At 60.0% G+C, this 21009-nt stretch carries 19 protein-coding genes and 3 pseudogenes; 17 read left to right on the top strand and 5 right to left on the bottom strand.

Annotated elements, in window-relative coordinates; translation table 11 throughout:
- Positions 1–66: 66 nt before the first annotated feature.
- Positions 67–399 (bottom strand): annotated as a pseudogene (locus H8F21_RS06130) (isochorismatase family protein); the annotation flags it as partial.
- Positions 400–568: 169 nt separating this feature from the next.
- Between H8F21_RS06130 and H8F21_RS06125 the strand changes: the two are divergent.
- The 15 genes and pseudogenes from H8F21_RS06125 to H8F21_RS06055 all read left to right on the top strand — a co-directional run.
- Positions 569–763 (top strand): annotated as a pseudogene (locus tag H8F21_RS06125) (LysR family transcriptional regulator); the annotation flags it as partial.
- Positions 747–2423 (top strand): annotated as a pseudogene (locus H8F21_RS06120) (DUF1302 domain-containing protein); the annotation flags it as partial. The pseudogenes H8F21_RS06125 and H8F21_RS06120, both read left to right, overlap by 17 nt.
- A 25-nt stretch (positions 2424–2448) precedes the next feature.
- A complete protein-coding gene (locus tag H8F21_RS06115) occupies positions 2449–3819 on the top strand; it encodes a DUF1329 domain-containing protein (RefSeq protein WP_203480805.1) in 1371 nt (456 codons plus the stop codon).
- Positions 3820–4086: 267 nt separating this feature from the next.
- The gene (locus H8F21_RS06110) at positions 4087–5157 is read left to right on the top strand and encodes an enoyl-CoA hydratase/isomerase family protein (protein WP_203480807.1); all 1071 of its coding nucleotides are present in this window, start codon (positions 4087–4089) and stop codon (positions 5155–5157) included.
- A gap of 16 nt (positions 5158–5173) precedes the next feature.
- Entirely contained in the window at positions 5174–6325 is a 1152-nt protein-coding gene (locus H8F21_RS06105; RefSeq protein WP_203480809.1) for an acyl-CoA dehydrogenase family protein, read from the top strand.
- Between the two features lie 976 nt (positions 6326–7301).
- A complete protein-coding gene (locus H8F21_RS06100) occupies positions 7302–8399 on the top strand; it encodes a 3-deoxy-7-phosphoheptulonate synthase (protein WP_203480811.1) in 1098 nt (365 codons plus the stop codon).
- Between the two features lie 32 nt (positions 8400–8431).
- Positions 8432–8713, top strand: coding sequence for a peptidylprolyl isomerase (locus H8F21_RS06095; RefSeq protein ID WP_010226518.1), 282 nt, complete (start codon positions 8432–8434; stop codon positions 8711–8713).
- 125 nt (positions 8714–8838) lie between these two features.
- Positions 8839–10659, top strand: coding sequence for an extracellular solute-binding protein (locus H8F21_RS06090; RefSeq protein WP_203480913.1), 1821 nt, complete (start codon positions 8839–8841; stop codon positions 10657–10659).
- Entirely contained in the window at positions 10656–11714 is a 1059-nt protein-coding gene (locus H8F21_RS06085) for a microcin C ABC transporter permease YejB (RefSeq protein WP_203480813.1), read from the top strand. The genes H8F21_RS06090 and H8F21_RS06085 overlap by 4 nt, the downstream gene beginning before the upstream one ends.
- Entirely contained in the window at positions 11714–12736 is a 1023-nt protein-coding gene (locus tag H8F21_RS06080) for an ABC transporter permease (RefSeq protein WP_203480815.1), read from the top strand. The genes H8F21_RS06085 and H8F21_RS06080 overlap by 1 nt, the downstream gene beginning before the upstream one ends.
- Before the next feature lie 30 nt (positions 12737–12766).
- Complete coding sequence (locus H8F21_RS06075) at positions 12767–14161, top strand: sigma-54 interaction domain-containing protein (protein WP_203480817.1); 1395 nt, start codon at positions 12767–12769, stop codon at positions 14159–14161.
- A gap of 217 nt (positions 14162–14378) precedes the next feature.
- The gene (locus H8F21_RS06070; RefSeq protein ID WP_203480819.1) at positions 14379–15770 is read left to right on the top strand and encodes a GntP family permease; all 1392 of its coding nucleotides are present in this window, start codon (positions 14379–14381) and stop codon (positions 15768–15770) included.
- Between the two features lie 10 nt (positions 15771–15780).
- Complete coding sequence (gene hbdH, locus H8F21_RS06065; protein ID WP_203480821.1) at positions 15781–16551, top strand: 3-hydroxybutyrate dehydrogenase; 771 nt, start codon at positions 15781–15783, stop codon at positions 16549–16551.
- A gap of 55 nt (positions 16552–16606) precedes the next feature.
- Positions 16607–17086, top strand: a complete 480-nt coding sequence (gene eco, locus H8F21_RS06060) for a serine protease inhibitor ecotin (protein WP_203480831.1) — start codon at positions 16607–16609, stop codon at positions 17084–17086.
- 91 nt (positions 17087–17177) lie between these two features.
- Complete coding sequence (locus tag H8F21_RS06055; RefSeq protein ID WP_038611202.1) at positions 17178–17453, top strand: peptidylprolyl isomerase; 276 nt, start codon at positions 17178–17180, stop codon at positions 17451–17453.
- Here the strand turns inward: H8F21_RS06055 and H8F21_RS06050 are convergent.
- From H8F21_RS06050 to H8F21_RS06040, 3 genes are all read right to left on the bottom strand, one after another.
- Entirely contained in the window at positions 17450–17710 is a 261-nt protein-coding gene (locus H8F21_RS06050) for a DUF1652 domain-containing protein (RefSeq protein ID WP_203480833.1), read from the bottom strand. The genes H8F21_RS06055 and H8F21_RS06050 overlap by 4 nt on opposite strands.
- A gap of 126 nt (positions 17711–17836) precedes the next feature.
- Positions 17837–18463 carry a LysE family translocator gene (locus H8F21_RS06045; RefSeq protein WP_203480835.1) on the bottom strand — a complete coding sequence of 209 codons (627 nt, stop codon included), beginning with the start codon at positions 18461–18463 and terminating at the stop codon, positions 17837–17839.
- Between the two features lie 146 nt (positions 18464–18609).
- On the bottom strand, positions 18610–19293 hold the full coding sequence (locus H8F21_RS06040; protein ID WP_203480836.1) for a metallophosphoesterase: 684 nt from the start codon (positions 19291–19293) through the stop codon (positions 18610–18612).
- Between the two features lie 77 nt (positions 19294–19370).
- Between H8F21_RS06040 and H8F21_RS06035 the strand changes: the two genes are divergently transcribed.
- Positions 19371–19889: a DUF3016 domain-containing protein gene (locus H8F21_RS06035; protein WP_203584144.1), complete on the top strand. Its 519-nt coding sequence runs from the start codon at positions 19371–19373 to the stop codon at positions 19887–19889.
- A gap of 80 nt (positions 19890–19969) precedes the next feature.
- On the opposite strand, the gene H8F21_RS06030 is transcribed toward H8F21_RS06035, so the two are convergent.
- Positions 19970–20170, bottom strand: coding sequence for a hypothetical protein (locus tag H8F21_RS06030; protein WP_203480838.1), 201 nt, complete (start codon positions 20168–20170; stop codon positions 19970–19972).
- 304 nt (positions 20171–20474) lie between these two features.
- Here H8F21_RS06030 and H8F21_RS06025 point away from each other — a divergent pair, with 304 nt between their 5' ends.
- A complete protein-coding gene (locus H8F21_RS06025; RefSeq protein ID WP_203480839.1) occupies positions 20475–20915 on the top strand; it encodes a hypothetical protein in 441 nt (146 codons plus the stop codon).
- Positions 20916–21009 lie beyond the last annotated feature (94 nt).

Genomic DNA, 21009 nt, shown 5'->3' with positions numbered 1-21009 from the left:
CTCGTCAGGCAGAGTGGCACAAGGTTCCGCTTACGTAAAGGTAACAAAGGGCAACGTATGCAGCTATTAGCGAGTACCCTCCTTAAGACCGAGCAATTGCCATTCCCAGCGCAGACCCTGGCCAAAGCCGCCACCCAGCTCAGCAAAGAGCTTGGCAACGTCGCCTGCAGTTTCTTCGCGCGACCAGTCCCGCTGCAATTCGCTCAGATAGACCGCGGCAGTGATGGGTTTAGCGCCTGACTGTACCATGTGCTGGACGCCACGCTCATGACCCTCCTCGCTCCCACCGCCGGAAGCATCGGTGACGATGTAAACGTCATATCCAGCAGCCAAGGTGCTCTGCACGGCGAGGTTCAAACAAACTTCGGTCCACAGCCCGGCAATTACCAGCTTGGTCTTGCCAGTCTTCTCGACCTAGTTGCGTACCCGCTCATCGTCCCAGGAGTTCAGGCCGGTACGGTCAATCGGCTGCTGCTCGGGGAACACCGCCTGTACTTCCTGGAAAAGCAGAAGCCGCTTTCAAACTGTCGATAGTGCGCTCAACGCCCCCTATTTCAGAACGATAGACATGCAGGACCTCAACGATCTCTATTTATTTGCTCAAGCTGTCGAGCACGGTGGTTTCACGCCAGCCGGCCGGGCACTCGATATACCAAAGTCAACACTCAGTCGACGAGTCGCGGGCTTGGAAAAGCGTCTGGGTGTACGCCTCATTCAGCGCTCGACACGTCATTTTTCGGTGACCGAAATCGGCCACGCGTACCGCTGATGACAACCGCCAGAACTTCAAGAAAGGCGAAACCTTCTCGAAGATCTTCAAAGGCGTGCACGATCTGGAACTCAAGTACGGTGACAGCGGCGTCTTTGTCCGCGGCAAATACTGGTACGACTTTGAATTGAAGGACGAACACCGCCTGTTCTACGACATTGACGACAGTGGTCGTGATGACCTGGCCAAGGCGTCGGGCGCGGAGTTCCTCGATGCGTTCCTCTACCACAACTACAACCTGGGTGAACTGCCGGGCAACGTGCGCCTGGGCAAGCAGGTAGTGAGCTGGGGCGAAAGCACCTTCATCGGCAATTCGATCAACAGCATCAACCCGATTGACGTTGCCGCCCTGCGCCGGCCGGGTGCCGAGGTCAAGGAAGGCCTGGTTCCAGTGAACATGTTCTACATCTCCCAGGGGCTGAGCGAAAACCTCAACGCCGAAGCGTTCTATCAACTGGAGTGGGACAACTCGGTAGTCGACAACTGCGGCACATTCTTCGGTTCCGACCCGCTGCCTCAGGGCTGCAACGATCGCCTGGTTTTTGCCGGCCCGGACCTGGCGCCCGGTGTTGCCAACAACACCGCCACCGCCGCGCAGATTCTCAGCGGGGCAGTGCTGGACGATGTGTACATGCCGCGCCTTGAGGACAACGATCCGCGCGACAGCGGCCAATACGGCGTGGCGTTGCGCTGGTTCGTGCCAGAGCTGAACGACACCGAGTTCGGCTTCTACGCCATGAACTACCACAGCCGTTCGCCTTTCTTGAGCTTCAAGCAGACCACCACGGCGCCGATCACTGCTGCGCAACTGGCTGCCCTGCCCGCCGCGGCGCGACGTATCGCTGCGGTGCAGAACCAGTTCGACAGGGTGCGTTCGGCGCGTTACCTGGTCGATTACCCAGAGGATATCCGCCTCTATGGCGTGAGCTTCCAAACCACCGTTGGCGCTACCTCTGTAGGCGGCGAACTGAGTTTCCGGCCGAACATGCCGCTGCAAATCAATACCGCCGACCTCAACCTGGCGGCACTGCAGTCCACCGATACCGACTTCAGCACCCAAACCTCGCCGATCTTCACCAGCGGTCAAACTGCCCAAGTACTGGGCGGCGACCTGCCTGGCTATAAACGCATGCCCGTGATGCAGGCCCAGGTAACTGCCACGCAGTTCGTCGACCAGATCTGGGGCGCCAGCCGCCTGACCCTGATTGGCGAGGTGGGCTACAACCGCATCAACGGCCTGGGCAAGGCTGACGGTACCGATGTGCGCTTCGGCCGCAGCCCGGTGTACGGCCCTGGGATGTTCCCCGGTAGCCAGAACGCCTCGGTCTGCGCCACAACTACCAACCCGCAGCAGGAGTGCAACAGCCACGGTTTCTACACCTCTGACTCGTGGGGCTACCGGATGCGCGCCAAGCTCGATTACCCCAACGTCATCGCCGGTATCAACCTGTCGCCAAACCTTGCCTGGTCCCATGACGTGGATGGCTGGGGCCCGAACTTTGAAGAAGGCGCCAAGGCCGTCAGTGTCGGTCTGGATGCCGACTACCTGAACAACTACACCGCAAGCCTGAGCTACACGGACTTCTTTGGCGGCCAATTCAACACTAACACTGACCGCGACTATGTCTCGCTCAGCTTCGGCGTCAACTTCTGAGTCGTAACCGACAGAGGCTATATCCATGAAAGCAAACATGATCAAAACCTTTGGCGCACTGGCGCTGTCGCTGCTGGCCAGCAGCGTCATGGCCGCCGTCAGCGAGCAGGAAGCAGCGCAGCTGGGCACCACCCTGACGCCCCTTGGTGCGCAGAAAGAAGGCAACGCCGATGGCAGCATTCCGGCCTGGAATGGCGGCCTCAAGGCCGGGGCGGCCGCCGTGGACAGCAAAGGCTTTCTCGCCGACCCGTTTGCCAACGAAAAGCCGCAATTCGTCATCACCGCTGCGAACGCCGAGCAATACAAGGACAAACTCAGCCCTGGTCAATTAGCGATGTTCAAGCGCTATCCAACCACCTACAAGATCCCGGTGTATGCAACCCACCGTACTGCCCAGGCCCCTGCGGCCATCTATGACGTAGCGAAAAAGAGCGCGTTGAATGTGCAACTGGTCAACGACGGCACCGGCCTTGCTAACTTTGCGGGCTCGCGCTACTACGCTTTTCCGATTCCCAAGACGGGTGTCGAGGTGTACTGGAACTACGTAACCCGCTACCGCGGCGAGAACATCGAGCGCTGGTCGGCGCAGGCCTCGCCACAGGTTGACGGCGCCTACACATTGGTCGAAACCCATGACCAGAACAGCTTCCCGCAGTACATGGACGGTGTAGACCCGCAGGTGGCGAAAAACATCCTCTATTACTACATCTTCGCGGTGAACGCACCGGTACGCCTTGCCGGTACCTTGTCGATGGCACATGAAACCATTGACCAGGTCACCGAACCGCGTAAAGCCTGGACCTACAACGCCGGCCAACGCCGTGTTCGTCGCGCGCCACAACTTGCCTATGACGCACCTGGGCTGGCATCCGATGGCCTGCGTACCTCCGACAACGCCGACATGATGAACGGTTCCCCGGACCGCTACGACTGGAAACTGGTGGGCAAGAAGGAGATGTACATCCCCTACAACAACTACAAACTGCAGTCACCCAGCGTGAAGTACGCCGACATCATCAAACCCGGGCACATCAACCAGGACCTGACCCGCTACGAGCTGCACCGGGTCTGGCATGTGCAAGCAACACTGAAAGCCGGCCAGCGGCACATCTACGCCAAGCGCGACATGTACTTTGACGAAGACACCTGGGTGCTGGCCGAGGTGGATCACTATGACGGGCGTGGGCAGCTTTGGCGCGTGGGTGAGAACTGCACCTACAACAACTACGAAAAAGGCCTGAATGCGCCTGCAGCGCAAGGCTTCTACGACCTACTTGCCGGACGCTATATCGTTGCCACCATGAGCAACGAGGCGAAGCTTGCGCCACAGTATGGAGTGCGCACCAAGCTCGCCGACTTCACCCCGGCTGCACTGCGTAACGCCGGCATTCGCTGATCCCCTCCTGCACCAAGCTGCCCCCACAAACGTCAGTGCAAACTGTCTTGTGGGGGCACGTCCACCCCACCCACTAGTGCTAAAGCATGCCCGCCGCTACCGGACAAGTGGAGCTGGGCAAGCGCCCATGCAAAAATGCAGACTGCGCCTGCAGTTTTGTCGATTGTAATGAGCAAATTTGCACTGATAGGATCCATCGATCCTCTAGCGCCTATCCAGCTCGTGAAAATTCACGTGGAAAATCAATAACAAAGCAGGGAAACAGCGATGACCGCGCACGCTCAAATGGCAACTGACGCCCCCATTCTGGCCGAAGTTCGCAACCACATCGGTCACTTGACCCTCAACCGCCCCGCTGGCCTCAACGCCATTACCCTGGAGATGGTACGCAGCCTCCAGCAACAGCTTGATGCCTGGGCCAATGACGCGCAGGTACACGCAGTCGTCCTGCGTGGCGAAGGCCCCAAGGGCTTTTGCGCCGGGGGTGACATCCGTTCGCTGTACGACAGCTACAAAAGCGGCGACAGCCTGCATCGGGATTTCTTCATCGAAGAATACGCCCTCGACCTGACCCTCCATCATTACCGCAAACCCGTCCTGGCCTTGATGGACGGCTTTACCCTGGGCGGCGGCATGGGCCTGGCACAGGGCGCTGACCTGCGCATCGTCACCGAGCGCAGCCGCCTAGCCATGCCGGAAGTTGCGATCGGCTATTTCCCCGATGTCGGCGGCAGTTATTTCCTCTCCCGCGTGCCCGGTGAACTGGGCACCTACCTGGGCGTCAGCGGTGTGCAGATCCAAGCCGCCGATGCGCTGTACTGTGGCCTGGCCGACTGGTATGTCGACAGCAGCAAGCTGGCCTTGCTTGATGAGCGACTGAACACCCTGACATTTAGCGAGCACCCGCTCAAGGACTTGCAAGGCGTACTGGCGAAACTTGGAACCCAGACCGTGGACGATGCACCACTGGCCAAACTGCGCCCGGCCATCGATCACTTCTTTGCCCTGCCGGACGTCAGCAGTATCGTGGAACAGCTACGCAGCGTAACCGTTGCCGATAGCCACGATTGGGCACTGAAAACCGCTGACCTGCTGGAAACCCGCTCGCCGCTGGGCATGGCGGTCACCCTGCAAATGCTGCGTCGTGGCCGTGAGCTGAGTCTTGAAGACTGCTTCAAGATGGAACTGCACCTGGACCAGCAATGGTTCGACCATGGTGACCTGATCGAAGGCGTTCGTGCACTGATTATCGACAAGGACAAGCAGCCGCGCTGGAACCCTCCGACCCTCGCAGGCTTGAGCCGTACGCGCGTGGATCAATTCTTCGAAGGCCTGTGATGCCTGGAGTATGCAGATGCAAGACCTGGAACTGACAGAAGAACAGATCATGATCCGCGACATGGCCCGCGACTTCGCCCGTGGCGAAATCGCGCCCCACGCTCAAGCCTGGGAAAAGGCAGGCTGGATCGACGACGAAGTGGTCAAGAAAATGGGCGAACTGGGCCTGCTCGGCATGGTGGTGCCCGATCAATGGGGTGGCAGCTATACCGATTACGTCGCCTACGCCTTGGCGGTGGAAGAAATCGCTGCCGGCGATGGCGCCACCGGCGCCTTGATGAGCATTCACAACTCGGTGGGTTGCGGCCCGCTGTTGGCCTACGGCAATGCTGAACAGCAACAAACCTGGCTGGAGCGCCTGGCGACCGGCGAGGTGATCGGCTGCTTCTGTTTGACCGAACCGCAGGCAGGCTCAGAAGCGCACAACTTGCGTACCCGTGCAGAACTGCAGGGTGATCACTGGGTGATCAATGGCGCTAAACAGTTTGTCAGCAACGCCCGCCGTGCCGGCTTGGCCATTGTCTTTGCCGTGACGGACCCGGACCTTGGCAAGAAAGGTATCTCCGCCTTCCTGGTGCCTACCGACAATGAAGGTTTTGTGGTTGACCGCAGCGAACACAAAATGGGCATCCGCGCCTCGGACACCTGCGCAGTCACCTTTAATAACTGCCGTATTCCTGCCGCCAACATGCTCGGTGAGCGTGGCAGGGGCCTGGCCATCGCCCTGTCCAACCTCGAAGGCGGTCGCATCGGCATTGCCGCCCAGGCACTGGGCATCGCGCGCGCTGCGTTCGAAGCGGCACTGACCTATTCACGTGATCGCATCCAGTTTGGCAAACCGATCAATGAACACCAAAGCATTGCCAACCTGCTGGCCGACATGCAGGTGCAGATAAACGCTGCACGCCTACTGATACTTCATGCCGCGCGCCTGCGCAGCGCCGGCAAACCCTGCCTGAGCGAAGCCTCGCAAGCCAAATTATTCGCCTCGGAAATGGCCGAGCGGGTGTGTTCCAAGGCCATCCAGGTGCATGGTGGCTATGGCTACCTTGAAGACTACCCGGTCGAGCGCTACTACCGCGACGCCCGGATCACCCAAATCTACGAAGGCTCCAGCGAAATCCAGCGCATGCTGATTGCCCGCGAACTCAAGCACTACACCCTGTAACCAACCCGCCCAAAGAAAACGGCAAGCTACACACAATCTGCTTTCGCTCTAGATCTTGATCTTGCTGTTGCTCTTGATCCACCTGCCCCGTTAACCAGAAGGGCCGAGTGAAGGTGTTGCGAAAGGGCTAGCGCGCAGCGCCTTCGGCTTGGCCGAAGTTGCGAATCGTAGTGTTGCTTGCAACGCGTAGATCGCAATGCCCTGTAGCGACACCGTAGCGAGGGGACCCGAAGCGCAGCGTAGGGCCCCTGGTGGGGCGAGCCCTTTGCTTACTTTGGGGCGACTGCCAAAGTAAGGCGCCGTAAGGGCGCAAAGGTGCCTAAGCGCCCCCCAAGCAAACGGATCAGCCCCAAATCGAAAAGCCCCATCGCAAGCCAAGCCAAGCCAAGCCAAGCCAAGCACCAACACCCATCCCCCCCCACAATAGTCACCCCAAATCAAACTAATGCAAATTAGCGATTGAAACCGTAGCAACGGCTGAAGTAAGCTCGGAACCATCACCTGGAGAGTCCCATGTCGCCAACCACCCTCAAACACACTCAACACGCAGGTCGCCCATCGCGTCCCGTGCTGACTGTGGCCGAGTGCGCGACTGCCGCTCCCGCTGCATTTTATTTTGGGTATTGGTTTAGCCACAGGCGCCGCTGATACCCACACCGGCGCCCACATTCAAGGGGCCGCCGAACACGAGAATACTCAACCCCCGGTCGGCTCCCCGACCGGGGGTTTTGTTTTTCAGGCCCCCGACAACCGAACAAATAACGAGGAATTACCCCATGACCTACACCACCTACCACCGTTACCCAAGCTTTGCATGGCGATTTAGCCAATCCCGCTCGGGCCAGCCTGCCGCCTCCGATCGGTCCTGCACAGGTGGCGCCACCACACCGAATGCCAATCCGGCTCTTTGTCGAACACCTCGATAGGGCCGACAGCGCGGGCTTGAACCCGCCGTCTGCCCAGGGAAAAAATCGCCATGCAATCGTCTTCGCTCGCTCTGCCCCTGACCCAGCCTCAAGCTGCCAACAGCGCTGTCAGCCAACGCCTGCCCAGCCCGCACTTGCTCAAGCAGCAAATGCCGCTCAACACTGCCCTCGCCCATCAGGTCGATCACCATCGACAGGCCGTACGCGCCATTCTTGAAGGCCATGACCCACGCCTGCTGGTCATTGTCGGTCCATGCTCTATCCATGACCCGCGCTCAGCCCTGGAATACGCCGACCGCCTCGCCGCCCTCAACGAAGAGGTGAGCGACCAACTGTTGCTGGTCATGCGCGCCTACGTTGAAAAGCCGCGCACCACTGTTGGCTGGAAAGGACTGACCTACGACCCGCACCTCGATGGCAGTGACGACATGCACGCTGGCCTCGCACTGTCGCGTGGGTTGATGCTGGGCATGCTCGAGCGCGGCCTGCCGATTGCCACTGAACTGCTGCAGCCGATGGCGGCCGGCTACTTCGATGACCTGCTGAGCTGGGCGGCCATCGGCGCGCGTACTACCGAGTCGCAGATTCACCGCGAGATGGTCAGTGGCCTGGCGCTTCCTGTGGGCTTCAAGAACGGCACCGACGGTGGCGTTGCCATCGCCAGTGATGCTATGCGCAGCGCGGCCCATCCACACCGCCATTTCGGCATGGACACCCAAGGCTACCCGGCGATTATCGAAACCCTGGGCAACCCGGACACCCACCTGGTACTTCGCGGTGGTCACCAAGGGCCGAACTACGACCGGGCCAGCGTGGCGGCGGCTCGCCAAGGGCTGATCAAGGCCGGGCTGGCACCCCGGATCATGGTCGATTGCAGCCATGCCAACAGCGCCAAGGACCCCTTGCGCCAACCAGCGGTGTTCGACGATGTGTTGCGTCAGCGCCTCGATGGCGATCGCTCGATCGTCGGCATGATGCTCGAGGGGCACTTGTTCGACGGTTGCCAGGCACTGGGCAAAGCGCCGCTTGAATACGGTGTATCTATCACCGATGGCTGCCTGGGATGGGACGCCACAGAAACCCTGTTGCGCCAGGGTGCAGCATCTTTACGCAACATTTCCCAGGAAAAACCGGCGCTAATCCGGTAGTCTCGGCACTTTCTTGAAAAGGAGTATGTCCCATGGCCAAAGCCACTGCCCGTCACATCCTGGTTGCCACTGAAGACAAGTGCAATGAACTGAAGGCTCAGATCGAAGCCGGTGCCGATTTCGCTGAAATCGCCAAAGCCAACTCCACCTGCCCATCCAGCCGTCAGGGCGGCGACCTGGGCTCCTTTGGCCCAGGCCAGATGGTCAAGGAGTTCGACACCGTAGTCTTCAGCGCTCCGGTCAACACTGTGCAAGGCCCGGTGAAAACCCAGTTCGGTTATCACCTGCTGGAAGTGACCAGCCGCCAGGACTGAGTCCGCCATTGAGCCGGCCCGCCAGGGCCGGTTCAAGCACTGCAGCCTGACCTGCTAAGCTTCAGCCACACTCGTGGGCACAGGTAGTCAGGCGCTTGCAAACTGGATCTTCCCTTCTTGCCGTAATGCTTGCTCTGGCCCTGGCCTGGAGCCAAGCTGTGTTGGCAGCCCCGGGGCATGCCTTGACTGTTTATGGCGAGTCGCCTCGCTATCCTGCCGCCTTCCAGCACTTCGCCTACGCCAATCCCAACGCCCCCAAAGGCGGCAGCCTGCGCCGCTCGGCCATCGAGATCGGCCAGTTCGACCATATCCTGCCTTATATCGACAAGGGCATCGGCATTGCCGAGGTCGATGGCTGGCTGTACGCCCCCCTCGCCGTGCGTTCCCAGGATGAGCCCTACACCGTGTATGGGCTGATTGCCCGCCAGCTTGAACGGGACCCCGATGGTCACTGGCTACGTTTTTATCTGGACCCGCGGGCACGTTTTGCCGATGGCCAAGCCATTCGCGCCGAGGACGTGCGCTACACATTTGAGTTGCTGATGCGTGAAGGTAATCTCAAATATCGCACACAGTTTGCTGATGTCGAACGGGTGGAGATCGAGGGCCCAGGGCAAATTCGCTTTCACTTCAAGCGCAATCAAAGCCGAACCCTGCCCTTGGATCTGGCTACCTTGCCGGTGCTGCCTGAACACTGGTGGAGAGACCGCGACTTCGCCAACGGCGGCGGCTTTGAAGCGCCACTGGGCAGCGGCCCGTACCGTATCGGGCGGATCGACAATGGCCGCAGCGTGACCTTCGAGCGCGAACCCAACTGGTGGGGACGCGATCTGCCGGTCAATCGTGGACGCTACAACTTCGACCACCTCACCATCGAGTACTTCGGCGATACCGAAGTCGCACGCCAGGTGCTGCGCGGCGGTGGCTTCGACTACAACCGCGAGTTCTCGGCGACAGGCTATTCGATCGGCTACAACAGCCCCGCGCTGAGTGACGGTCGCCTGCAGCGCGCCCATCTGGCCAAGGACGCACCACAGACCGCCCAGGGTTTTGTGTTCAACCTGCAGCGACCGGTGTTCAAGGACCGTCGCGTGCGCCAGGCGCTGGCCCTGCTGTGGGACTTCGAATGGAGTAACCGGCAGATGATGCGCAACATGTACATCCGCCAACAGAGCTTTTTTGCCAACAGCGCCCTGGCGGCTCGCGCCTTGCCGGATGCCGAGGAACTCAAGTTGCTTGAACCCTTGCGCGGGCAGGTCCCCGATGAAGTCTTCAACCAGGTATTCCAGGCACCCCGCACCGACGGCTCGGGGTTGATCCGCGACAAGCAATTGCAAGCCCTTGAACTGCTGAGCGCTGCAGGCTGGAAGCCGGAGGGCGATCAACTGGTCAACGCCGAGGGCGAGCCACTGGCATTCACCTTTCTCAACGGCCAGGCCGGCTTCGAGCGTCTGTTGCTGCCCTGGAAGCGCAATCTGGCGCAGATCGGCATCAGCATGGACATCCGTCGTATCGACGCCTCGCAGTACGTCAATCGACTCATGGCTCGCGACTACGACCTGATCGTTACCGGCTACCCGGTGTCGCCTTCTCCGGGCCTTGAACTGTACAACTTCTTTGGTTCGGCAGCGGCCAACGACCCTGGTTCGAACAACTACATGGCGCTCAAGGATCCGGCAGTGGACCAATTGCTCGACGGTTTGGTCAAGGCCGAAAGCAAAGCCGACATGCTCCGGCACGCCCACGCCCTGGACCGGGTGTTGAGCTGGAACTACTACTGGATTCCCAATTACTACCCGCCAGGTTCCTCGACTGTATGGTGGAATCGCTTTGGCCTGCCCAAGGTACAGCCGAGCAACGATGAAGGCCTGGACAGCTGGTGGGAAGTCAGCCCCACGGCGCTGACCAACGCGCAGATGGCCGAGCGTCTCAAGGAGCAGCCATGACCGCCTACATTCTGCGTCGACTGCTACTGATCATTCCCACTTTGCTGATCATCTTGCTGGTCAACTTCGTCATCGTCCAGTCCGCGCCCGGTGGTCCGGTGGAACAAGCCATCGCCCGCCTGCAAGGCATCGGCGGCGGCGCGCCGGGGGCAAATGTCGAAGCCCTGCACGCCAGCTCCCGCGCCAGCCGCGGCCTGGACCCGAAACTTATCGAAGACATAAAGCGCCAGTACGGTTTCGACAAATCCGCCCCTGAACGGCTGTGGCTGATGCTCAGCCAATACGCCCACCTGGATTTCGGCAACAGCTTCTTTCGCGGCGCCAAGGTAACCGACCTGATTCTGGAGAAAATGCCGGTAACCCTCTCCCTCGGCTTCTGGGCGACCCTTATCACCTATCTGGTTTCGATCCCGCTGGGCATTCGCAAGGCGATACGCCACGGCACCGCCTTCGACGCCTGGAGCAGCAGCCTGATCGTGATTGGCTACGCCCTGCCCTCATTCCTGTTTGCCTTGTTGCTGATCGTGCTGTTCGCTGGCGGCACCTCGCTCAATTGGTTCCCGGTTCGTGGGCTGGTCTCGGAGAACTTCGACCAGTTGAGCCTGCTGGGCAAACTGGCGGATTACTTCTGGCACCTGGTGCTGCCGGTAGGCGCCCTGGTGATTGGCGGCTTTGCCACCTTGACCTTGCTGACCAAGAACGCCTTTCTCAACGAGATCACCCGCCAGTACGTCATCACCGCCCGCGCCAAGGGCCTGAGCGAGCGTCGGGTGTTGTACGGCCATGTTTTTCGCAACGCCATCCTGCTGGTGGTCGCAGGCATTCCCCAGGCATTGATCAGTGTGTTCTTCGCCGGCTCCTTGCTGATCGAGGTGATTTTCTCCCTCGATGGACTTGGACGCATGAGCTACGAAGCCGCCGTCTCCCGGGACTACCCGGTAGTGTTCGGTTCGCTGTTCATCTTTACCTTGTTCGGGCTGCTGATCCGCCTGGTGGGGGACCTCTGCTACACCGTGGTCGACCCGCGTATCGACTTTGCCACGAGGGCGCACTGATGTTCAGTCTCTCGCCCATTTCACGCAGGCGCCTGCAGCGCTTTCGGCGCAATCGACGCGGCTGGTACTCGCTGTGGCTGTTCGCTGTATTGCTGGTGTTGAGCCTGGGTGCGGAACTGGTGGCCAATGACAAGCCGCTGGTGATGGGCTACCAGGGACACCTGTATTTCCCGGCGTTCAAGCGCTACACCGAGCAGACCTTCGGCGGTCAACTGCCTTTTCAACCGGATTACCGCAGTCAATATGTGCAAGGGCTGATCAGGGATCAGGGCGGGTGGATGCTGTTCGCCCCCGTGCCATTCAGTGCCGACACGCCCAATTACGACCTGCAGCAGCCCGCCCCAAGCCCGCCGTCGACGACCAACTGGCTAGGCACCGACGACCAGGCTCGCGATGTATTGGCACGGGTGCTCTACGGCACACGGGTATCGATCCTGTTTGCCCTGGCGCTGACCTTGATCAGCACGGTGATTGGTATTGCCGCTGGCGCCTTGCAGGGTTATCACGGCGGCTGGGTGGACCTGATCGGCCAACGCTTGCTGGAGGTCTGGTCTGGTCTGCCGGTGCTTTACCTGCTGATTATCCTCAGTGGCTTTGTCGAGCCGAACTTCTGGTGGCTGCTGGGGATCATGGCGCTGTTCTCCTGGCTGGCGCTGGTGGACGTGGTGCGCGCCGAATTTCTTCGCGGGCGCAACCTTGAGTACGTGCAGGCCGCACGCGCCTTGGGCCTGCAAGACAGCGGCGTGATCCTGCGGCATATCTTGCCCAATGCCATGAATGCCACCTTCACGTACTTGCCGTTCATTCTCACCGGCGCGATCACCACCCTTACTGCCCTGGACTTTCTTGGCTTTGGCATGCCCGCTGGAAGCGCATCGCTCGGCGAGTTGGTCAATCAGGGCAAGCAGAACCTGCAGGCACCGTGGCTGGGCTTTACTGCGTTCTTTGCCCTGGCCTTGATCCTGTCACTGTTGGTGTTCATTGGCGATGCCTTGCGCGAAGCCTTCGATCCACGGGCATAATCGCAGCTTTCAAGCTAAAGAGAATGGCCCATGCCTGCCAGTGACAGCCTCAAGGATTACCAACAGGTGCGCCAACTGGCGATTCGTTCGCTGTTCGAAATCATCGAGCAATTCAGCGAAGGCACGCTTATCGTCGACCGCGATGCGCGGATTGTGTGGATGAACGAACGCTACGCCCGCCGTTTTGGCCTCGAAGATGCGGCCAGCGTCATCGGCCAACCGTGCGAAAGTGTGATTCCCGGCAGCTTGATGCGCGAGGTGATCAGCAACGGTCGGCCAATTCTCCTGGACATGCTCGACACCCCCAAAGAGCCGCTGGTGGTGATGCGCCTGCCGGTCCACGATGCGCAAGGCGAGTTGATTGGCGCCATTGGCTTTGCCCTGTTCGATGAGCTGCGCAGCCTGTCGCCGCTGCTCAAGCGCTACGCCAGCATGCAGCAGGAGCTGGCCTCAACCCGTTCGCTGCTGCGTGCGCGCCAGGCCAAGTACAGCTTTGCCCAGTTCATCGGTACCAGCGCCGCCAGCCTTGAAGTCAAGCGCCGCGCCCGGCGTGGCGCCAGCAGCGACTCATCCATTTTGCTGCTGGGCGAAACGGGCACCGGCAAAGAGTTGCTAGCCCATGCCATTCACGCCGCGTCCCCAAGGGCACACAAGGCGTTTGTCAGCATCAACAGCGCTGCCATTCCAGAAACCCTGCTGGAAGCCGAATTCTTCGGCACTGCACCCGGCGCTTATACCGGTGCCGACCGCAAGGGCCGTGCGGGCAAGTTGCAACTGGCTGAGGGCGGCACCCTGTTTCTCGATGAAATCGGCGACATGCCACTGCCATTGCAGAGCAAGTTGCTGCGGGTACTGCAGGAAAAGGAATACGAGCCGGTAGGTTCCAATCAGATGATGCACAGCGATGTCAGGATCATTGCCGCGACCTCTACCGATCTTGGCGCGGCGATGGCGCGTGGCGAGTTTCGTGCCGACCTGTATTACAGGCTGAACGTCTTGCCGATCCAGGTACCGGCACTGCGCGAACGCCTGGAAGACCTGCCCGCCTTGAGTGAAGCGATTCTTGAAGAGCTGGGCAGCCAGCACGAACTGGACGTCGAGGCGCAGGCGCTGCTGGCCCGCCACAGCTGGCCGGGCAACATCCGCGAACTGCGCAACGTGCTGGAGCGCACCACGTTGCTGGCCGACCAGACGCGGTTGAGCGCTGGTGATCTGCAGGCAGCCATGGGCAACTTCGAGCCGCTTGAGCGAGAAACTGCGCCCGTGAGCTACAAACAGGCCTGTGCCGATTTTGAGCGACAGTTGCTCGGCACAACCCTTGCTCGCTGCGCTGGCAACGTGCCGCAGGCAGCAAAGGAGCTGGGGCTGGGCCGCTCGACCTTGTATAAAAAGTTGGTTGCGCTGGGGCTGTCGTCTCAATATTGAGATATTAGTTTCTGGTTAGAGATTGCTTCACTGAGCAAGCGTGCTCGCACCGATTGCAGCAATACCGGGCTTGCCTCGTGCGCTTTCATCTCCATTCAGAGACAGAAGATACAAACAATAAAAAAATATACTTAATAATCAGCAACTTAACGACTTGGCATGATTCCCGCTATCTCCAGCGATCTACAAAAACAAGATGCACCCAAGGAGACACTCGATGAGTGTAATCATCGCCCTGGCAGCCCTCGCGCTGCTGATGCTGGCTGCTTACCGTGGTTATAGCGTTATCCTCTTCGCCCCAATCGCCGCCCTCGGCGCGGTACTGCTCACCGACCCTTCGGCCGTGGCCCCCGCCTTCACCGGCGTGTTCATGGAAAAGATGGTCGGCTTCATCAAGCTGTACTTCCCGGTGTTCCTGCTCGGCGCGGTGTTCGGCAAGCTGATCGAGCTGTCCGGTTTCTCCCGCTCGATTGTCGCAGCAGCTATCCGCCTGCTCGGTACCCGCCAGGCCATGCTGGTAATCGTACTGGTCTGCGCGTTGCTGACCTACGGCGGGGTCTCGCTGTTTGTGGTGGTATTCGCGGTCTACCCATTCGCCGCCGAGATGTTCCGGCAGAGCAACATTCCCAAGCGCCTGATCCCGGCGACCATCGCCCTGGGGGCGTTTTCCTTCACCATGGACGCCCTGCCCGGCACCCCACAGATCCAGAACATCATTCCCAGCACGTTCTTCAACACTACGGCCTGGGCTGCGCCGTGGCTGGGTTTGATCGGCACCTTGTTCGTGTTCTGCACCGGCATGCTGTACTTGCAACGCCAGCGCAACAAGGCCCAACGTGCAGGCGAAGGCTATGGCACAGATCTGCGCAACGAGCCGGAAACTGCCGCCGATCTCAAGCTACCCAACCCACTGCTGGCACTGTCGCCGCTGTTGCTGGTCGGGGTGATGAACCTGCTGTTCACCCACTGGATTCCCGACTGGTACGGCAAGACCCACAGCCTCAGCCTGCCCGGCATGAGCGTCCCGGTGCAAACTGATATCGCCAAGCTCACGGCGATCTGGGCGGTGGAAGCGGCCCTGCTGCTGGGTATCTTGCTGGTACTGGTGGCAGGCTTCGGAGCCATCAAGAGTCGTTTGGCCGAGGGCAGCAAAGCCGCGGTCAGTGGCGCACTGCTGGCAGCGATGAATACCGCGTCCGAATACGGCTTTGGCGCGGTGATTGCCTCGCTGCCGGGGTTTCTGGTGCTGGCCGATGCCCTGCGCGCTATACCTAACCCATTGGTCAACGAAGCAATCACGGTAACCTTGCTGGCAGGCATTACCGGCTCCGCCTCCGGCGGCATGAGTATCGCCCTGGCGGCGATGTCGGACAGCTTCATCGCCGCGGCGAACGCAGCCAACATTCCCCTCGAAGTGCTGCACCGGGTTGCGGCCATGGCCAGTGGCGGCATGGACACCCTGCCGCACAATGGCGCGGTCATTACCCTGCTGGCCGTAACCGGACTGACACACCGCGAAGCCTACAAAGATATTTTTGGTATTACCCTGATCAAGACCCTGGCAGTGTTCGTGGTGATCGCCACCTTCTACGCGACCGGCATCGTTTAAGGAGCAATTGATGAATCTCACAGGCAAGACAGCAGTAGTGACCGGTTCCACCAGCGGCATCGGCCTGGGCATTGCGCACGTATTGGCGCGAGCCGGGGCCGACCTGATCCTCAACGGTTTCGGTGACGTCAACGCGGCCATCGCCGAAGTTGCCCGCCACGGTACGCGGATCGGCCATCACCCCGCCGACCTGGGCGATGTGGCGCAAATCGAAGACTTGTTCGCCTACGCCGAACGCGAGTTTGGTGGCGTCGATATTCTGGTCAACAACGCCGGCATCCAGCACGTTGCGGCGGTCGAGGAGTTTCCGGTAGAGCGCTGGGACGCGATTATGGCCATCAACCTCTCTGCGGTTTTCCACGGCACACGCCTGGTGCTGCCCGGCATGCGCGCGCGCAACTGGGGTCGCATCGTCAACATTGCCTCGGTGCACGGCCAGGTCGGCTCCACCGGCAAGGCAGCCTATGTCGCCGCCAAGCATGGCGTCGTCGGGCTCACCAAGGTGGTCGGGCTGGAAACCGCGACCAGCAACATCACCTGTAACGCCATTTGCCCAGGATGGGTGCTGACTCCGCTGGTGCAAAAACAGATCGATGATCGCGCCGCCAGCGGCATTGACCCGCAGCAGGCACAACACGACCTGTTGGCCGAAAAGCAGCCTTCCCTGGCCTTTGTCACTCCCGAACACCTGGGTGAGCTGGTATTGTTTCTGTGTAGCGAAGCTGGCAGCCAGGTTCGTGGCGCCGCCTGGAACATCGATGGTGGCTGGTTGGCCCAATGACGGGCGGCTCGGGAGCTGGTTGCGGCAGCGTCTTTTTTATCTGCAAGGAGGCCTTATGCGCCCAATCCCTTTCACTGCGTTACTCACCCTGACCCTGGCAGTCGGTACCTCGGTACAGGCCGCCAGCCTCAAGGACGTAGCGCCCTACCCCGAGGCCGAGAAAGGCTTTACCCGCCAGGTTATCCACGTACCGGAGCAAGCCGACGAGTCGGCGTTCAAGGTTGAAGTACTGGCGGGCAAGCAACTGCAGGTCGACTGCAATCGCCAGCACCTGGGCGGCACGCTGGAAGAAAAAACCCTGGAAGGCTGGGGCTACAGCTACTACCGCCTGGATAAAGTCATGGGCCCGGCATCTACGCTGATGGCGTGCCCGGACAACCGCAAGAAAGAGGCCTTCGTGCCAGTCGTCGGTGACGGCTTCCTGCTGCGCTACAACAGCAAGCTGCCGGTGGTGGTCTACGTGCCCGAAGGTGTCGAAGTGCGTTATCGTATCTGGTCGGCCTCTGACGAGGTGAAGAAGGCCAGCGTCGAGTAAGGCGATCAGGAGGCGCGTCGTCTCGCGCCTCCTTTGCACGACGAGATCGGGCATAATGCGCGCTTTTAGCGCGTTGCGAAGGTATCTCGACATGAAAGCACAGGCCCGGCATATTCTGGTCAAGACCGCCGAAGAAGCCGAACAGCTCAAACAACGCATCGCCAAGGGCGAAGCGTTCGATGTGCTGGCCAAGAAGTATTCGACCTGCCCCTCTGGCAAACGCGGCGGCGACTTGGGCGAAGTGCGTCCAGGGCAGATGGTCGGCGCGATCGACCAGGTCATTTTCAAAAAGCCGCTACGCGTCGTTCATGGCCCGATCAAGAGCAAGTTCGGCTATCACCTGGTGCAGGTGTTCTATCGCGACTAAAGGCTGTCGCGCCGACGCCCTGCGTACAGCTGGCGCTGGTCGTCGAGATCGTTGCGCAAGCCTGCGATCAGATTGGAAATCGCCCGGCTGCTGGTCAACTGCTCGGCACCGATACCAGTAACCAGCAGGTCGACCCGTTCGCAGGTTCGATCAAACACCTTGACCGTAAGGGATCGATCAGCGGCCAGTGTGCATTGGCAGCGTACGGGCAGAAAACTGCATTCAATAATGTTGCGCAACTCCAGGGTCGAGAGCATGGTGACGTCTCCTTGGCGAAGGTGGGCAGCGATCCGTGTGCCCGGTCCAGCCACAAGCCTAGGACATTTCCCGCAACGCTCTCAGACCCTTTGTCTATAAGTGCCTACAACCCCGTCTTGCGGTGGCTAAGCCCGGCGTGCCGCCAGCAAACCGATCCCGGCGCAGCCGAGCAGTGTGGCGCTGACACGATTGAACAAACGCCGCGGTCCAGGCTGATTGAACCAACGTTGCAGATAGGCCCCGAGCCAGGCGTAAATTGCAATGGCGGCCCATTCCAGCAGCAAGAACAAACCGCCCAGCCAGACAAATTGCTCAGAGACTGGCACTGGACTATTCATCTGGACAAACTGCGGCAAAAACGCGGTGAAAATCAGAATCGCCTTGGGGTTACCCGCGGCAACGAAAAACTCCTGGCGCCCCAGGCGCAGCACGCCGCCCTTGTACTCACCTGCCGGCCCGCTTTGACCAACAGGCGCCCGCCACAGCTGCCAGGCGATATAAAACAGGTAGATCGCACCCACCACCTTGATGGTGAGGAACAGGTACTCGCTGGTGTGCAACACCACCGCAAGCCCCATTGCTGCAAGCAAGATCATCCCCGCAAAGGCCAGCAGCCGACCAACCCCGGCGACGCAGGCAGTACGCAAACCGTAACGGCTGGCATTGTTGAGTGACAACAGATTGTTTGGCCCCGGCGCCATGTTCAAGGCGAAGCAGGCGGGAACGAACAGCGCGAGTAACGACAGGTCCATCAACAATCTCCAACGGCTCGAGTCGGCAGATTCCAGTCTGAGCGCCATCACGTCAAGGTACAGTTGGGCAGCAAAACTGTGCGTTTGACGGTGCAGCACCGAGGCGGGGCGATCATGCCCGTGCGCCAAAGGTTGGCGCCTGCCCGCTACGCGTTGGCCAAACTCAAGGTGTCCAATGCCAGCAAACTGAAGTGGCCACGGTTCCAGCCACCCGTATCGATATGCCAGATGTTGCCCAAAACCCGCACTTCGCTCAGCGGTGTATGGCCAACGATCAAAGCGCGCAATCCGGCAATCGGCCGCTCGTCATCGGTCTTCAGACGCCGACGCGACCATTGGCAGTATTCCTGCAACTCATGGGGCGCCTGGCGCTGCAGCTGGTCGCACATATCGGACCAGCTGACGCACGGGCAGTCGGCATGCAGCAAGCCGACCAGGCCAGCAGACGTCTGCACTTCCAGGGCCAAGGGCATGCGCGCAAACCGCTCGGCGAAACGCGCTTGCTCGCTGTCCGGCAGGTCGAGAAACCAGCCACCGCCAGCGGCGCGGTACTGATCATAATCCAGCCATCCGCCACCGACATGAGTCACCGCCAGCGCTTCGTGGTTACCTTGCACGGCGTGGAACCATGGCTGGTCGAGCCACTGCAGGACCTGGGGGCATTGCGGGCCACGATCGACCAGGTCCCCCACGCTGAACAATCGGTCCACTGCCGGATCGAAACCGATCGCTGACAGCTGTGCTTGCAGACGCTCGAAGTGACCGTGAATATCGCCCACGGCGTAATCCCTACCTTGCCGGTTAATGGCAAACTGCTCGATACGACTCACCCTGTTCTCCCCTAACCCACCATCCCTGGCAGGCGTACAATAAAAGCTGTGCACAGACTCGCACCTTGAGGTGAATCATGCGCCCGGTATTGATCTTTGTCGCCTTGAGCTTAGCCGCCACAAGCAGCCTGGCTCAAACACCTCCTGCCCCTTCGGTGGAGGTCATCTACGACAACCCCGAACACTTTCGCGATGCCAGCCTGGACAGCAATGGCTATGAGCGCGGCGCCGACCAGCAGGTGATGAAGGAGCTACGCAGTTACCTGCAGACACTGGGCAAGCGCTATTTGCCCCCAGGCCAAACCTTGCGTATCGATATCCGCGATATCGACTTGGCCGGTCGCTACGAGCCGTGGCACCCGCAGACCTACAGCATTCGCTTCATGCGTGATATCACGTGGCCAAGTATTGACCTGCACTACGTGCTCTCGCAACAAGGCCAGCCGTTAAGTCAGGCCGATGCGCGGGTCACCGACAAGTTCTACTTGCAACGCCCGGGGCGCAGTGCCAACAGCGATCGACTGTATGCCGAGAAGGCCATGCTCGAGGAGTGGTTTCGCAAGCAGTTCGGCGTTGAGCATCAGAGCTCGTCCTGAACCACATTCACGGTGGGTGGACGTCAAAATCCCAGAACCGCCGGCACCGGAGCCATAAGTACCGGGCCGGCTACTTCAACTCAGCGTGGCTCAGGGTGCTCGCTGGACACCGAGTTGTTGGCTTCTACATCGGCCAGTTCCTTGTCGACAGGCGCTTGATCATCGGCGGGCAACGGAATCTCGCCTTCTTTGTGCTTGGGATCATGACCGGTCTCGTTGTCCGCTTTGCCGCCTACACCCTGCTGGGATGTGTTGCCGGGTGCATTTTCATCAATATCCATGCTGTTTATCCTCTGCAGTCGCGCGGGAAGTCCGCACATACACATGAGAGAAAGCGCGACATATCAAGTGCCCGGAACTGGACGAGTGGTCGCGGGAGGAATATGGGTTTTTCTTCAAGGCATTCGCAGGTGATTCGATCAAGAAATATCCACCGGTACGCTGTTTTTTCTTGTGATGGTGTGCCTGTTCTGGAAGACCAAGCGATCTATTTGACCACCCATCAGCCAGACGCCGCGCCACAAGCAGATCACTAGACTTCATAGGGGGGACGAAATCAACGCACCTCAATGCAGGAGATCTGTGATGAACAGAATATCTTGGCTGGCGTTGGTAGCAGCAGGGGCAATTTCTGGTTGTGCAAGCAACGCCCGGATTGTCGATGTCCCTCTCACTGCTACTTCTCAAAACGCAGAGCACATCGCTCGAGCCACCCTTAGCCCTGTGGGCGATCAGACCAGCATCAAACTCACCGTCGGTGGTGTTCCTCAGGATATGGCCGTGCCGAGCCGCCTTGACCCGGTTATCTATGCAGGCTCATGCCAACACCTGGGCGCATCGCCTGCCTATAACAGTCACCAGGCCAATAGTGTCGATTATCCGTCGCTGACACCCCGAACCCAGCATTGGGCCCTGGCACCGGTCGCGCTGAGCGATCTGGCTAGAGGTGACTATGCCCTGCTCATTCGCAGCAGCCCGGCAGACGGCAGCCGTCCGTTGTTCTGTGGCGCCATTCGCACCGGCTAGGCAGTCGGCTGATAGCGGCGGATTTCTATCTGAATAGCCGTGGATGACAGCGTGCCAGGCAAATGCGTTCACGAACCTTTCACAAGCCTCGGTG

The organism is Pseudomonas arcuscaelestis, from assembly GCF_016881005.1.
Lineage (GTDB): Bacteria > Pseudomonadota > Gammaproteobacteria > Pseudomonadales > Pseudomonadaceae > Aquipseudomonas > Aquipseudomonas arcuscaelestis.
Note: the sequence above shows the minus strand (reverse complement) of the source record. Positions and strands in the feature narration are given on the sequence as shown.